Raw genomic sequence first — 16,090 nt, 5'->3', positions numbered from 1 at the left:
TATCAACTTTAGTTTGTATGAATTACCAATTTACTATTATTGTTCCTGTTTATAATGAAGAAGATAATCTATTTCGTGTTGAAAAAGACTTACTTGCGTATACAAAAATAGCAACAAAAACCACAAAAATACTATTTGTAAATGATGGCTCTAAAGACAAAAGTCAAGAGTTTATTGAAACGATTTGTACTCGAAATCCTGAATTTTCATTTATTTCTTTTCAAGAAAACAGAGGTCTAAGTGCTGCTATTAAAGCTGGTTTTGATTATACAGAAACGGAACTAGTTGGCTATATAGATAGCGATTTACAAACTGCTCCCGAAGATTTTAATTTACTTTTAGAACATATTGGGCCTTACGATTTAGTAACAGGAGTACGTGAAAACAGAAAAGATAGCTTTGTAAAAAACATGTCTTCTACCATTGCAAACGGTATAAGAAGAAGCTTTACGCATGATGGCATGGATGACACTGGTTGTCCGTTAAAAGTTATAAAAACAGCATACGCAAAACGTATTCCTATGTTTAAGGGGTTACACCGTTTTTTACCTGCCATGATTTTATTACAAGATGGTAAAATAATACAAATACCTGTGCAACACTTTCCTAGAATTGCTGGTCAAGCAAATTTTGGTGTTTGGAATAGATTAGTTGGTCCGCTTATGGATTGCTTTGCGTATTTATGGATGAAGAAAAAATACATTAATTATAACGTAGCAAAACAAAGTTAATGAGTACTTGGATAATATATAGCATTGGATTTGCAGCACAAATATTATTCTCTTCTAGATTAATTATACAATGGATTACTAGCGAAAAACAAAAAAAAGTTACGACACCTACACTTTTCTGGACACTAAGTTTATTCGCTTCCTTTTTACTATTTGTGTATGGTTATTTACGGGATGATTTTGCCATTATGCTAGGTCAAGGACTCACCTATTTTATTTATATACGAAACTTACAATTACAAAACCAGTGGCAAAAATTCCCAAAAGTAATGCGTTGGTTCTTACTTTTAGTTCCTGTTTTTATTTCCATATTTTATTTTAATAATAACACTATTGATGTAGAACGTTTGTTTAAAAACGAGGCTATTCCGTTTTGGTTATTAGTATTAGGTATTGTTTCACAAGTAGTGTTTACGTTACGTTTTGTGTTTCAATGGCTGTATTCAGAAAAACAAAAAGAATCTTCTTTACCGTTTGGTTTTTGGCTTTTAAGTTTAATAGGTTCTACCTTAATTTTAACCTACGCTATTATTAGAAAAGACCCTGTTTTATTTATCGGTCAGCTTTTTGGAGCCGTTATTTATAGTAGAAATTTAGTTTTATTAAAAAAGAACCATGTTAAAAACACTTGAGAAATACCCAATAATTAGCATTTGTATTTTGGTAGCTTTTATGCTTTTACCAAATTTAGAAATTATTCCTGTTTCTATCATGGAAGCTCGAAATTTTATTACTGCTCGTGAAATGGTTCAAGATAACCATTGGTTATTAACTACAATGAATGGGGAAGCACGATACGAAAAACCGCCACTTCCAACTTGGTTCGCTGCTATTTCTAGTTTTATTTTTGGAATAAAAAGCGTTTTTGGTTTGCGTTTACCTGCCGTATTGATGGTGATGTTTATTGGGGTTTTCATGTACAAACTCTCCCAATTAACACTAAAAAACAACACACACAGTTTTATTAATGCACTCCTTATAATTAGCTCTTTCTATGTTATAGGAATTATTATTGAAGCACCTTGGGATATTTTTACACATGGTTTTATGTTAATTGCCATTTTCCATTTATTTCAGCTTTTTAAAGCCCAAAACAACTACTGGAAACACACCCTTTTATCTGGACTATTTATTGGTTTATCCTTTATGTGTAAAGGTCCGGTTTCTATGTATGCCGTCCTTCTTCCATTTTTAATAGCTTATGGCTTCACTTTTAAATACCATAATTTTAAAGCCAAAGCCTTTTCCTATTTTAGTATTCTACTATTAACCCTTCTCATTGGGTGTTGGTGGTTTTTATATGTAAGAATGCAAGACCCTGCTACTTTTCAAGCGATTACCACCAAAGAAACGGGTAACTGGTCTAGCTATAACGTGCGACCTTTTTACTATTATTGGAGCTTTTTTACACAAAGCGGATTATGGACCATTCCGGCATTTATTAGCTTGCTATATCCCTATTTAAGAAATAGAGTATGCAATAAAAAAGCCTATACTTTTTCTTTTTTATGGACGGTACTTGCTGTTGTTCTACTTTCTATAATCCCGGAAAAGAAATCGCGTTACCTGATGCCTGTTTTAATTCCGTTGTCCATGAATATTGGCTTTTACATCGAGTATTTAATACGAAGATTTAAAGATCTTAAAGACAAGAAAGAAACGTTACCTGTCTATTTTAATTTTGGATTAATTGGTTGCATAGGAATCGCTTTTCCTATTATATCTTATCTCTTTTTAAAAGATAATTTAGCAGGTTATTGGTTTTGGTATATACTGGCTTCTGTAATTTTAGTAACTCTTGGTGTTTTAATTTTAATGCATTTAAAAAAGAAAAACATACAACAGGTTTTTATATACACGGTATTATTCTTTGCTTCCGTTTTACTGACAGCTTTACCATTAAGTAATGCATTTACTAGTAGCAACTACAAACCTATTTCTAAGTTACAAGAAGAAGCTTCTACAAAGCAATTAAAAGTATATGGTTTTAATTATGTTTCTCCAGAAATGATTTGGCAGTTTGGTGGTATCATTCCAGAAATAAAAAAGGAAGAGAATACATTACACTTCCCTGAAGAAAACACTTTTGGTATGTTAGCTAATGGTATAAGCCCTGAAGATCAATCTACCTTAACCTCCTTATACCATATTGAAAAAGTTACGACATACGATTTAAATACCGTTTCTAAAGATTCTAGAAAGTACAATAGCAGATTAATGTGTGATTATTATTTACTTAGTAAAAAATAGGATTAAACGATTTACTAATCTATATTTTCTTCCCGAAGTAATTTTTCAATAATCTCTTTTATTTTGGCTTTCCTAATAGGTTTAATTATATAATCTGAAATTTCACTTATCTTTTTCGCTCGTCCTAAATCGGCAATATCTACGGAAGAAGAAACCATATATATGGTGATTTTTTTTCCTAGCTTTGGTTTAATTTTTATGTATTCCTCCATAAACTGAAACCCATCCATTATTGGCATATTTATATCCAACAAAATAACATCCGGAAGTTCTTCATCATTATTAAGATTGGCAATCATAAAATTTAAAGCTTCTTCTCCATCCGAAAAAGCAATTATATTTTGTGCTAGATTAAGCGCTTTTATAGTCTTTTTTATGGTAAACTGATAGATATCATCGTCATCAACAATACAAAAATTAAAGTTTCTACTCATTTATTATTCATTAAAATTAATGTTAAAAGTCGAGCCGACATGCTCTTCACTTTCCACAGATATTTTTCCACCCATGGCTTCTACTTGTACTTTTGTCATAAATAAACCCACACCTTTAGCATCTGGATGCCTATGAAAAACTTTATTTAAACCAAATATTTTATGACCATGTCTTTCTAAATTAATACCTAGACCATTGTCTTTAAATTTGAGTTTTTGTACACCATCTTCTATTATAGAATAAATAAAAATTTCTGGTGTTCTATCTTCCGATTTATACTTTATAGCATTTCCTACTAAATTAAGAAAAATACTTTCTAAATAAACTTTATTATATTTAATATTTGGATTTTTTGAAAAATCACAGGTTATTTTGGTATCCGTTTTTAAAATCTGACCAGAAAGAATTTCCTTCGTTTTATTTAAAACGGCACTAAAATCAAGTATTTCCATCTCTACATCATTAGCATCTTTTGTTTTTAAGGCTTCTATTAATGTATTTAGTGTGTCTGTAAGATGATGTATTACAATTTCAAATTTATCAAATAAAATATTTTTTTCCTCTTCTGATTCTGCTGTTTTATAAAAATCTAATAAGGAATTTAAATTACTTACCGGAGCACGTAAATTATGTGAAGTTATGTGTGCAAAATCAGCTAGTGCTACATTTTGCATGGTCAATTTATTTGCCAATATTTCTAAACTATTATTGGCTTCCAATATTTTTGTTTCTGCCTTTTTTTGAATAGTTATATCTCGAATAGCTGCAGAAACTAGCAAACCTTCTTCTGTTTTAAGCGGACTTAAACTTATTTGAATGGGAATTTCTTTTCCTTTTTTATTAATACCAAAAAGATCTCTTCCTTCACCCATCTTTCTTGTTTTGGGCATATTAAAAAACATATCTCGATACGAGGTATGTTTATGTGTATATCTAGTTGGGATTAATAATTCTACTGGTTTATTAATTAATTCTTCCGCTAAGTAACCAAACAATTTTTCTGCTTGCCTATTAATTAGCTGTATTTCTCCACGGTCATTTACAATTACCATAGCATCTGGAGCAGACTCTAATAGTCCTTTAAACTTAATCTCTGCCATCCTTTGTTCTGTTACGTCTTGACAGGTGCCAATGATTTCAATAACAGCGCCTGCTTTATCTGTAATAACCTCACCAAGCAATTGTATCGTTTTTGTTTTTCCGCTAGTAGATTTAATGCGATGTAGCAGATCATAAAACCTCTTATCGGTAATCGATTTCTCAAAAGACTTGCTAACCATTTCTTTATCCTCTGGGTGTACAAAACTAAAGTAAGTCTCGAAATTTAAATTTTCTTTAGGGTCTACTTCAAAAATATTAAATAGGTTAGTGGACCACTCCACTTTATTAAAAATAGTATCCAATTGCCAATTTCCGGTCATGGTAATTTTTTCGGAAGCATTTAAAACTTGATTTTTACGTAAAAGATCATTTTCTATTTTTTTCTGATCGGTTACATTTTTCAATATGCGCATAAAACCAACACTTTCACCGCTATCATTTTTTAAAGGAATTAATGTGGAATTCGCAATAAATGTAGTACCATCTTTTCGCCTAACCGTCCATTCTCGTGAATCATAATCATTATTTTGAGCTAATATTTGATAGGGATTTAAATTGGAATTATTAACTTTATATCGGGAAGCAATCTCTTTTTCAAAGTTTTTATATTCTTCTTCCACTAGAAAAAAATTAGTCTTTTTTTTGCCAATCATTTCCGAAGCAGAATAACCTAATAAAATTTCGGCTCCCGCATTAAATTGATAAATAATTTCGTCGTTATTTATTGCTATTATTGCAGTAATTTCAGAATTTAAATTCGCTTCCATAAGAGTAGGTTTCTTTAAGCATATTTAATTTCCATTAGCTAAAGAAGCCGCTTAAAATTATACATTAGCTATAGTGCTAAGTTAATTTATTTTATTCAATTAATTTAAGCTTCCTTTCTCTGGTTATAAGTGAAGGTGGTTTTTACAACATTTCTAACGCAGGACTCACTTCGAAAAGCATGAGGATGCGCAAGAAACTGTTTTTTAGAATTAGGAGTGTCTTTATATAACTCGTTTTCAAATAACGGCAGCATAGAGGATCTAGTACTCTTTTTATACTTTTTTACGCTTCTTTTTTTTTCTTTGTGTATACTTTCTTTTGGTTCGGATTACTCTATATTTTAAATCATCATAAAACAGACTTATTAATAAAATAATAGCTCCCAAAATAAGCGTATTTAATTTCAAACCAATATTAGAATATAGAAATCCTCCCATTATTCCACCAAGAAAGAAGAAGCAAATGATGTAGACACGTAATTTTATAGTCTGCTTAATTTTCTCTCTATTGGGATGCGATTCCGGAAAAAACAATTGCGAAAGTTCAATACCTAAATCGGTAAAGAGTCCCGTTAAATGTGTGGTTCTAACCACAGCATTAGAGATTTTTGTAACAAAAGAATTTTGTAATCCCATTGCAAAAAGCAGCAAACAAACAATAACATCTGGATATTGCATTTCGGTAACATTACTTAGAATAGCAATGCAGATTAAAACAAAACATTCGATACTTGTTGGCAGCACAAAAACATTAAGTTTCTTGTTTTCTCTATACTTTTCAATAAGAAAACTAGACAGAAAAGAACCAAAGAGAAAAGAAAAAATATAAAGGAAATAAATGGTTCCTTTCCAAAATTCAAAATTAGCAACATCACTAATAAATAATGCAAAATGTCCCGTTACATTTGTTGTTAACTGATGAAAAGATAAAAACCCTGTAACATTAACAATTCCTGCTACAAAAGACAAGATGGTAGCAATTCGTAGATTGTGTTTTAAAGTTCTACTTTTACCTTGATGTCTAAACATGTCATTTTTCTTTTAATTCCGTGTTTCGTTTTCTAAACAATTAAAACACAAATATATTTTTCATCCTTTACATCTCATTTACTACCACATAACGCTTAATAATATAACTCATTATTTTATAAAACATAAAACCAGAAAGTGCGCCAAAAGTCATTCCGCAAAGTACATCTAAAGGATAATGTACACCTACATAAATTCTGCTATATGCAACCACAGCACTCCAAAAAAGTAAAATGAAAATCAGTTTTTTATAATAAGGTCTTAATAATAAACCTGCAAATACTGCTGCAGCCATTGTGTTTGAAGCATGCCCTGAAAAGAAACCATAAGGTCCACAACGCACCGCTATAAAACGCATTTGTTCCATAACACCTTCTTGTCTGCAAGGTCTTGGACGTTGAAAACCATGTTTAAAAAGATTGGTGATTTGGTCGGTAAACGTAACCATAAGTGCAATTAGCAAAACAGAAAAGACTACCGTTTTTAACCCAAATTTCTTATAGATTAAAAATAATAACAAAGCGTATAAAGGAATAAAGGTGAGCTTATTGGTTAATAATAACCAGAAAGCATCCCAAGTTGGGGTTCCTAAATTATTTAAAAATAAGAATAATTCTTTATCGTATTGAATCAGTTGGTCTAACATTTTCTATTTTTTGGGCGTTTCTTTTTGCTCTTGCCTGCTACCTGTAGATACCAAAAACAAATGTAGTACCAATCTTGCAGGATCGCAAAAAGTCAGGCTTTACGTTACAATCTTTTTTAAAAAAAATAAAAAAGGATTTTCACTGCAATCCTTAACGCAATTACTCGTCGTAACGCGCTACTTCTCTATCGTAGAAAGCAGTTGCTTCTACTATTAAATTTTCGGTTTCTAATTCCAATTCTTTTTGATCGTGTTGATCAAAATCTTCTAACCATTCTACTTCATCATCTTCCAAGTTGATAATAAACATTGGAAATTCGGTATGTATTACAAAGATTGCATTCGGATAATCCGTATTGTCGCCAAGTATAAATTTAGGTAGTTCCATGTTTTGATTTAATTAATTTTTTAGTCAAATAGTTAAAACGAATATACAATAATATAGATGCTGTTGTTAGTCCTGCAAGTAAACCTAACCAAATACCAAAACTAGCATAAGCTTCTTCTTTTCCTAAAAACCAGCTGATAGGAAAACCTATTAGCCAATAGGAAATAAACGTAATAATCGTTGGTATCTTCACATCTTGCAAACCACGTAAGGCACCAAGAACGACAACTTGAATACTATCACTTATTTGAAAAATGGCTGCAGCAAGCATTAGTTTGGATGCTATGGCAACTACTTCTGTATTATCTACAAAGTTTTTCGCATCATCCAAATCTACATACAATTTAGGTAGTTGGTCATGAAACGCAAAAAACAGTAAGGCAAAACAAGTTGCAAAAAGGATTCCTAGTAAAAATAAGGAGAAAGCAATTCTTCGTAACTCCACATAGTTCTGTAGTCCTTTTTGATTACCAACTCGCACCATAGACGCAACGCTTAATCCCATTGCAATCATAAAGGTCATCGAACTTAAATTCAATGCAATCTGGTTTGCTGCTTGCGGATTTTTTCCTAACAAACCACTTAACCAAATAGCTGCTGTAAATATGGCAACCTCAAAAAACATTTGCATAGCACTAGGCGCTCCCAAACCCATTAGTTTTTTTAACATGCTACTTTCTAGCACAAAAAACTTAATATTAGTGACATAGTTTTTAGACTTCTCTTTTCCTTTTAACAGCCACCATAAGTAAATAACCATTACAATACGCGAAGCTAAAGTACCATACGCCGCACCAATAATACCAAGTTCTGGAAAACCAAATTTCCCAAAAATAAACAAGTAGTTTAAAACCACATTGATCACATTTGCTAAAATAGTTGCATACATTGGGTAACGCGTCATGGACAAACCGTCACTAAACTGCTTAAAAGCTTGAAATATAATTAACGGTACTAACGAAAAAGCTACTAGGTTTAAATAAGGTATTGCTAGCTCCACAACCTCAAGAGGTTGCTTCATAAGATACATAAGTGGTTTGGCTAAATACAGCATAAAAAATAGGGAAAGTCCTAAAACCGTACACAAAAACAGACCGTGCTTGAAAGCCGATTTTCCTTGTTTAAAATCATTTGCGGTATCTGCTTCTGCAACCAAAGGAGTTATTGCTGTAGAAAAACCAATTCCTAAAGACATGGCTATAAATACAAAACTATTCCCAAGAGAAACCGCCGCTAATTCTGCAGTACCCATTTGGCCAACCATAATATTATCTACAAACTGTACAAAGGTATGACCAAGCATACCCAACATTACGGGTGCTGCTAGTTTCCAGTTGTATTTAAATTCTTTTGTGTAATCACTAAGCACCATTTAACGGTAGGTTTTTTAAAAAAATTAAATACCTTTTGCGTTATATTTCAAAATAAAAATAAGCTATCGCAATAGGAATAAATCATTTGGCAAAAGTAGTGCTTCGTTTTATGATTTACGAATTAAATTTTAATTATAATGCAGCGATTTTTTGCTTAGCTTCCTCAAATTCCAATAGCATATCTGCAACAATTTGTGCTGTAGGTTTAATATCGTGAATCAATCCTGCTATTTGTCCGATTTCTAATTCGCCATCTTCCAAATCGCCTTCAAACATACCTCGTTTTGCTCTTGCTCGTCCTAATAATTCTTTTAGTTGTTCTGGTGTTGGAGACGTTTTATACAATTCTTGAAGTTGATTATAAAACTTATTTTTAATCAATCGAACTGGCGCTAATTCTTTTAATGTAAGTTGTGTATCGCCTTCCTTAGCATCTACAACCACTTTTTTAAATGCTTGGTGTGCTGAGCTTTCTTCGCTAGCAACAAATCGACTCCCAACTTGAACCCCATCTGCTCCTAAAATCATTGCTGCTAACATGGCTTGTCCGGTTGCAATTCCTCCCGCTGCTATTAGCGGTATTTGTAAATGTTCTTTCACCATTGGAATTAAGGTAAGCGTTGTTGTTTCATCTCTACCATTATGTCCTCCAGCTTCAAAACCTTCGGCAACTATTGCATCTACTCCTGCTTCTTGTGCTTTCAAGGCAAATTTTACACTACTAACAACATGTACAACCGTTATTCCTTTTTCTTGTAACCATTTGGTCCACGTTTTAGGGTTACCTGCAGAGGTGAATACAATCTGGACATCTTCTTCTACAATAATATTCATGATTTCTTCCACGTTAGGATATAACATTGGAACGTTAACACCAAAAGGTTTATCGGTTGCTTTTTTACATTTCCGAATATGTTCTCTTAACACATCTGGATACATACTTCCTGCTCCTATTAATCCTAAAATTCCAGCATTACTAGCTGCTGATGCCAGTTTCCATCCAGAATTCCAGATCATTCCTGCTTGAATAATTGGGTGTTTTATTTTGAATAACTGTGTGATTCTATTTTGCATTTTTCTGTATTTACTAAGATGCTTCGACTACGTTCAGCATGACAGTGAGTTTAAAGATGGTAATTTAAGAATTTGATTACACTTGGGCAATAGAAATGTTCTCGATACAAAATTGTAAAAACAATTTCACTCGAACTGACAATGCCTTTAAAATGTAATTAATAATAATTGTGCATCTTAAAAACCGAAATAATTAGAACATAATATTTACAAATCACTTCCATTTTTATCTTCGCAAGGATAAGTATTACGAAATAACTCCAGAACCTAAAAGCTCATCTCCATGATGCCAAGCTACAAACTGTCCTTCTTGAATGGCAGATTGCGGTGCTTCAAATTCTACATACATTCCAGAATCTACTTGATATAAGGTCGCTTTTTGTAACTCTTGACGATATCGAATTCGTGCCAACACTTCCATAGTTTCATCTACTTGAAGTGCTAAATCTTCACGTACCCAATGAATTTCTTCATTAGACACAAAAAGTGCTCTTTTATATAAACCTGGATGATTTTTTCCTTGTCCGGTGTAAATTACATTGTCATTAACATCTGTATCAATAACAAACAGAGGTTCTACGGTACCACCAACAGCGAGACCTTTCCGTTGTCCTTTAGTAAAATAATGTGCTCCTTGATGTTTCCCTACAGCTTTACCATCTGCGACTTTAAAATCTGCTTTTTCCGATAAGTATACTAATTCCTCTTTCTTATTAGAAAAAGAAGGTACTTCTCTATGAAAAGATGCATTGCTTTCTGGTATTTCTACAATAACACCTTCTTTAGGTTTTAATTGTTGTTGTAAGAAATCTGGAAGACGTACTTTACCTATAAAACATAGACCTTGAGAGTCTTTTTTATCTGCAGTAATTAAATCTAATTTTGCAGCAATTTCTCTTACTTCTGGTTTTTTTAATTCGCCTATAGGAAATAATGCTTTTGCTAATTGATCTTGTGACAACTGACACAAAAAATACGATTGATCTTTATTATCATCTGCTCCAGCAAGTAATTGAAAGGTTTCTTTTCCATTATTTGTTATAGTTCCTTTTCTGCAATAATGCCCAGTTGCGACATAATCTGCACCAAGTTCTAAAGCTATTTTCATAAACACATCAAACTTGATCTCTCTATTACAAAGTACATCTGGGTTTGGCGTTCTTCCTTTTTCATATTCTTTAAACATGTAGTCTACAATGCGCTCTTTGTATTGCACACTTAAATCTACGGATTGAAAAGGAATACCTAATTTATCTGCAACAAGCATGGCATCATTACTATCGTCTAACCACGGACATTCATTAGAAATGGTTACCGTATCATCGTGCCAGTTTTTCATAAACAAGCCTATTACTTCATAACCTTGCTCTTTTAATAAATAAGCAGCAACGCTTGAATCTACTCCTCCTGAAAGTCCTACTATTACTCTTTTCATCTGTTTTCTTTATATTTTATTTTAGGGTCAGATGTAATTCATCAAAAAAAACACCCCTTAAAAACAACGGTTTCCAATGGTTTATTTTCCTGCTTCAAAATTACGAATAAAAAAAATTGAATTATCTTAAATTATAATGCTTTGTTAAAATAACATGCCGTTAGTCGAAAAAACAAGTTATTATTAACTAGAAACTATAAAAAATATTAATTTCGTATCATAATTTAGGTATCCCCTTTCATTTAGATTGATTAATAGCTTATTCATTAAAAAAAAGACTACCTAAAAAAAAGCTCCTTACGCAAGTAAGGAGCTTATATTTTACACCTATTTGTAATTATCTTTTATATGGATTGTTACTCTTTCTCGTAAAATCTTTCTCCTTTACCAATGTACCATTTTCGTAGTATTTCCAGACACCATGTTTTCTATCTCTTTGGTATTGTCCTTGTAAAACCATAACGCCGGTTTTATCAAAAAACCTTGCTGGACCATGTAATTCTCCTGTATCATAAACATACTCTTTTACCACAATACTTTTTTCTGTATACCAAGTAGAAGGACCGTGAAGTTTTCCGTTTACATAGGATTCTTTTTGAGCTAAAACACCATCATCATAGTACACTAAACGCGCACCATGTAATTCGCCTTTATCATTATAGGTATCTTTACTTAGAATGCTTTTGGTTTTATTTTGATAGTACGTCCAAGTACCAACGTATAATTTACCATTCATTTGCCCTTCACTAATCAATTTTCCTGAAGAAGCATAAAAGGAAACTTGCGCAATATCACTATCTGTATGGAATTGCTTATTGGCAGCCAAAACAGCTTTCCCATTTACTTTCTTATAAAACTTAAAAACACCAATTTCTTTACCATGAGAAAATTCCCCTTGGTAACGTAAAACGTCGGTGTCTTCGAAATTCTTTTTCCAAACTCCATGTCTTTTACCTTCCGCATCTAATTGATTTACATCTTGTGCAGTAGCTAAAATAGAAAGTAAAAAACCAAAAAGGAATAGTATATTTTTCATATTTAAAATAACGTTAGTATGTAATTAAAATTGTTAGAACAACAACAACAACCCAATCACTAAATGATTATAGCAAAAAAGCTGCCAAAGTTTTAAAACAAATAGCAGCTTTCTTATTTTATTAGAAGTTTATATTACTTCTTATTTTTAGATTGCTTTTGTTTTTCTGCTTCTTCCATCATTTGCGACATCTTTTTAGCAAATTTACCCTGTTTTTTAGGCTTCGATTTACTGATTTGAATTTTAGCATGTATTTTATCTTCATCTAAAATGTAATTCTTAATTACAAGCATAATACCTATACTAATAACATTAGAAATAAAGTAATATAAACTTAATCCTGACGCATAATTATTAAAGAAAAACAACATCATTATTGGTGAAAAGTAAATCATATACTTCATCATTTTCTGCATGTCTGGCATCCCTTCTTGCGTAGGTTGTGAAGCCATTTGTTGTCCTGTTGTCATTTTCATGTAAAAGAAAATAGCGATAGAAGCTAATATTGGAAATAAACTTACGTGATCTCCATAAAAAGGAATGTGAAATGGTAAGTCTGCAACCACATCATAAGAAGACAAATCATCTGCCCAAAGGAAACTTTTTTGTCTTAAATCGAAAGCAGAAGGAAAAAATTGAAACAGTGCATAAAACACAGGGAGCTGTATTAAAGCTGGTAAACACCCACTTAACGGACTAGCTCCTGCTTTTGTTTGCAACGCCATTGTTTCCTGTTGGATTTTCATTTTGTTGTCTTTGTACTTTTCTTTTATTGCATCTAATTCTGGCTTAATAATTTTAAGCTTTGCTTGCGATAAAAATTGCTTGTACTGCACAAATGAAAGTAACAGTTTAATTAAAACAGTCATTACAACAATAGCTATTCCATAAGGCAAGAACCCACTTAAAAAGCTAAATAATGGTACAAAAAGGAAACGGTTAATCCAACCAAAAATCCCCCATCCAAAAGGAATACTATCATCTAAACCAATATCGTACTTTTTAAGAACCTTGTTATCTGTTGGTCCGAAATAAAATCGTAAAGGTTGCGCAAACTCTCCCGCTTGTAACTCTAATGGTATTTTAGTTGTAAATACTTTAGTTGAAACGGTGTCTATTTCTTCATCTAAAACTAAGTTTTTAGATGTTATCACTACATCTTTTAAAGGTTTATCGGAAACCAATATAGAACTAAAAAAGTGCTGTCTGTACGATAACCAGTTTACATCTTCTAGCGTTTCTTCATCATCTCCAGAAGGACTTAACTTGTCAATTTTATCTTCTTCATGTTGGTACGTTAAACGCGTATATCTATTTTCATAAGCGACACTTTTATCGTGTCTGAAGGTTTTCAGTTTCCAATCTAAATTTATTTTTTGAGTACCATTTACGATGCTACTCAATCCTTGCGATCTAATAGTGAAATTCACCATATAATCATTAGGAATTAGCTCGTATCTGTATTCTAAAAATTGTGTTGGAGATACTTTTAGCTTCATAGAAACTACGGTGTTTTCTCCGCTTTTCGTAATTGTTGGCTCAAAAAATAGATCTTGTGTATTTAAATTTCTATTATCTGAAGTATTAAAACTAATATTAAAAGCAGTGTTACCATCTCTAACCAAGTAAATTGGAACAGAATCGTAATCTACAAACTTCTTTAATTTAACCTCACTAAGATAACCACCTTTATTACTAAATTTTAAAGCTAGCACACCATTCTCTACCAATGTTTCTTTATTGGTAGCAGACGCTAGCGTCGATGCATAAGCAAAAGCACCTAATTTATTCTTTAATGTTACTAGTTGTGTAGAATCTGTAACTGCTCCTACAGAAAAATCTTCGGCAGTGGTAACCAAAGTATCGTCTTGAACTTCTGCTTTTTGTTCTGCTTCAAGTTGCTCTTGTTTTGCAATTGCTTCCGCTTCCTGTTCTTCCGCAGATGGCTGGTTCATGTACATCATGTACACCAAAATTCCGAATATTAGGATGAATCCTATTATTGAATTAATGTCTAGTTTTTTTTCTTCCATATTATATTAATTAAGACCTGACGGATTTCAAAAACCTGTCAGGTCTAAAAGTTTTAATAGTCAAAAATATGACCAATCTTACATTTGTGCCATAGTGACACTTTACTTACTTTTTTTGTGTTTTAATGCTGCTTTTACAAATGCGACAAATAAAGGATGCGGATTTGAAACCGTACTTTTATATTCTGGATGATATTGCACACCAACAAACCAAGGATGTTCTGGTATTTCTACAATTTCTACCAAACCTGTTTCTGGGTTTAATCCTGTTGCCAGCATTCCTGCTGCTTCAATTTGTTCTTTATACACATTATTAAACTCATAACGATGTCTATGTCTTTCTTTAATGGTTTCCGATTTATAGACTTTAGCAACAATGCTATCTTTTTTAAGATCGCAGGACCAAGCACCTAAACGCATCGTTCCACCTTTATCTGTAATGGTTTTTTGTTCTTCCATTAAACTAATCACAGGGTTTTTAGTTTCTGGATCCATTTCAAAGGAATTTGCACCTTCAATCTTTAGTACGTTTCTAGCAAATTCAATGACTGCCATTTGCATACCTAAACAAATTCCGAAGAAAGGAATATTGTTTTCACGTACATATTTTACAGCTGCAATTTTACCATCAATACCACGTTCTCCAAATCCTGGTGCAACCAAAACACCATCTAAATGGGAAAGCTTCATTTTTATATTATCGGCATTCAAATACTCTGAATGTATAGACTCTATATTTACTTTTACTTCATTTTCCGCTCCAGCGTGAATAAAAGATTCTAAAATAGATTTATAAGAATCCTGTAATTCTACATACTTTCCAATTAAACCAATAGTAACTTCGGTTTTTGGATTTTTATGTCTTGTTAAAAACTTATTCCATTGGGTTAAGTCTGGCGTATGACTTTCTAAAGCTAGTTTCTTTAAAACTACTTTATCTAAGCCTTGTTCTAGCATTAAATTTGGTACATCATAAATAGTAGAAGCATCAATAGATTGTATAACCGCTTCTTCTCTTACATTACAAAATTTAGCAAGTTTTTTGCGTAACTCCACTGGTAATTCGTGTTCTGTTCTACAAACTAGAATGTCTGCCATAACACCACTTTCCATTAATGTCTTCACACTATGTTGGGTCGGTTTGGTTTTCAATTCGCCAGCAGCCGATAAATAAGGTACTAATGTTAAATGAATAACTATCGCATTATTATCGCCTAAATCCCATTTTAATTGACGCACAGCTTCTATGTAAGGAAGCGATTCTATATCCCCAACAGTTCCTCCTATTTCTGTAATTACCACATCGTAATCACCAGAGTTTCCAAGAATCTGTATTCTGTTTTTAATTTCGTCGGTAATGTGCGGGATTACTTGAACCGTTTTTCCTAAAAATTCGCCACGACGTTCTTTTTCAATCACACTTTGGTAAATACGTCCTGTAGTTACGTTGTTTGCTTGACTAGTTGGTACGTTTAAAAAACGTTCGTAGTGTCCTAAATCTAAATCCGTTTCTGCGCCATCATCTGTAACATAACATTCGCCATGCTCATACGGATTTAACGTTCCTGGATCTACATTGATATAAGGATCTAATTTTTGAATAGTAGTTCTGTAACCTTGCCCTTGAAGTAGTTTAGCTAAAGAGGCAGCAATAATCCCTTTTCCAAGGGAAGATGTTACTCCTCCTGTTACAAATATGTATTTTGTTGTAGTTGTCATGTTGCGCTGTTAAACGCGAGCAAATTTACAATTTTAAGTTTGAAAATTTACAGGTTTGGTAGTTTATTTTTCA

The 16,090-nt window shown here is 32.4% G+C and carries 13 protein-coding genes and 1 pseudogene; 3 read left to right on the top strand and 11 right to left on the bottom strand.

The features are described from left to right. Positions 1-17 precede the first annotated feature (17 nt). From ACVCZW_RS13100 to ACVCZW_RS13090, 3 genes are read left to right on the top strand one after another with little or no spacing between them, the layout of a single operon-like run. Positions 18-731, top strand: a complete 714-nt coding sequence (locus ACVCZW_RS13100) for a glycosyltransferase family 2 protein (protein ID WP_452228134.1) — start codon at positions 18-20, stop codon at positions 729-731. Next, on the top strand, positions 731-1,363 hold the full coding sequence (locus ACVCZW_RS13095) for a lipid-A-disaccharide synthase N-terminal domain-containing protein (protein ID WP_452232614.1): 633 nt from the start codon (positions 731-733) through the stop codon (positions 1,361-1,363). The genes ACVCZW_RS13100 and ACVCZW_RS13095 overlap by 1 nt, the downstream gene beginning before the upstream one ends. Then, positions 1,347-2,981, top strand: coding sequence for an ArnT family glycosyltransferase (locus tag ACVCZW_RS13090; RefSeq protein WP_452232613.1), 1,635 nt, complete (start codon positions 1,347-1,349; stop codon positions 2,979-2,981). The genes ACVCZW_RS13095 and ACVCZW_RS13090 overlap by 17 nt, the downstream gene beginning before the upstream one ends. Before the next feature lie 14 nt (positions 2,982-2,995). Here ACVCZW_RS13090 and ACVCZW_RS13085 read toward each other — a convergent pair whose 3' ends face one another. The 11 genes and pseudogenes from ACVCZW_RS13085 to ACVCZW_RS13035 form a co-directional block, all read right to left on the bottom strand. After that, positions 2,996-3,415 carry a response regulator gene (locus tag ACVCZW_RS13085; protein ID WP_452228137.1) on the bottom strand — a complete coding sequence of 140 codons (420 nt, stop codon included), beginning with the start codon at positions 3,413-3,415 and terminating at the stop codon, positions 2,996-2,998. Positions 3,416-3,418: 3 nt separating this feature from the next. After that, entirely contained in the window at positions 3,419-5,284 is a 1,866-nt protein-coding gene (locus ACVCZW_RS13080; RefSeq protein WP_452232612.1) for a PAS domain-containing sensor histidine kinase, read from the bottom strand. A 273-nt stretch (positions 5,285-5,557) separates the two neighbouring features. Beyond that, positions 5,558-6,313, bottom strand: coding sequence for a YoaK family protein (locus ACVCZW_RS13075; protein ID WP_452228139.1), 756 nt, complete (start codon positions 6,311-6,313; stop codon positions 5,558-5,560). Positions 6,314-6,380: 67 nt separating this feature from the next. Further along, a complete protein-coding gene (locus ACVCZW_RS13070) occupies positions 6,381-6,959 on the bottom strand; it encodes a phosphatase PAP2 family protein (RefSeq protein ID WP_452228140.1) in 579 nt (192 codons plus the stop codon). Between the two features lie 160 nt (positions 6,960-7,119). Continuing rightward, complete coding sequence (locus tag ACVCZW_RS13065; protein WP_452228141.1) at positions 7,120-7,347, bottom strand: hypothetical protein; 228 nt, start codon at positions 7,345-7,347, stop codon at positions 7,120-7,122. Next, positions 7,334-8,719 carry an MATE family efflux transporter gene (locus ACVCZW_RS13060; RefSeq protein WP_452232611.1) on the bottom strand — a complete coding sequence of 462 codons (1,386 nt, stop codon included), beginning with the start codon at positions 8,717-8,719 and terminating at the stop codon, positions 7,334-7,336. Before ACVCZW_RS13060 ends, ACVCZW_RS13065 begins: the two co-directional genes overlap by 14 nt. A 133-nt stretch (positions 8,720-8,852) precedes the next feature. After that, a pseudogene (locus ACVCZW_RS13055) lies at positions 8,853-9,812 on the bottom strand (NAD(P)H-dependent flavin oxidoreductase); the annotation flags it as partial. A 229-nt stretch (positions 9,813-10,041) separates the two neighbouring features. After that, on the bottom strand, positions 10,042-11,229 hold the full coding sequence (gene mnmA, locus ACVCZW_RS13050) for a tRNA 2-thiouridine(34) synthase MnmA (protein WP_452232610.1): 1,188 nt from the start codon (positions 11,227-11,229) through the stop codon (positions 10,042-10,044). Between the two features lie 337 nt (positions 11,230-11,566). Beyond that, entirely contained in the window at positions 11,567-12,265 is a 699-nt protein-coding gene (locus ACVCZW_RS13045) for a toxin-antitoxin system YwqK family antitoxin (RefSeq protein ID WP_452228145.1), read from the bottom strand. A gap of 134 nt (positions 12,266-12,399) precedes the next feature. Then, positions 12,400-14,298: a membrane protein insertase YidC gene (gene yidC / locus ACVCZW_RS13040; RefSeq protein ID WP_452228146.1), complete on the bottom strand. Its 1,899-nt coding sequence runs from the start codon at positions 14,296-14,298 to the stop codon at positions 12,400-12,402. A gap of 102 nt (positions 14,299-14,400) precedes the next feature. After that, entirely contained in the window at positions 14,401-16,017 is a 1,617-nt protein-coding gene (locus ACVCZW_RS13035; RefSeq protein ID WP_452232609.1) for a CTP synthase, read from the bottom strand. Positions 16,018-16,090 lie beyond the last annotated feature (73 nt).

Source organism: Lacinutrix sp. MEBiC02595 (genome assembly GCF_053601555.1).
Note: the sequence above shows the minus strand (reverse complement) of the source record. Positions and strands in the feature narration are given on the sequence as shown.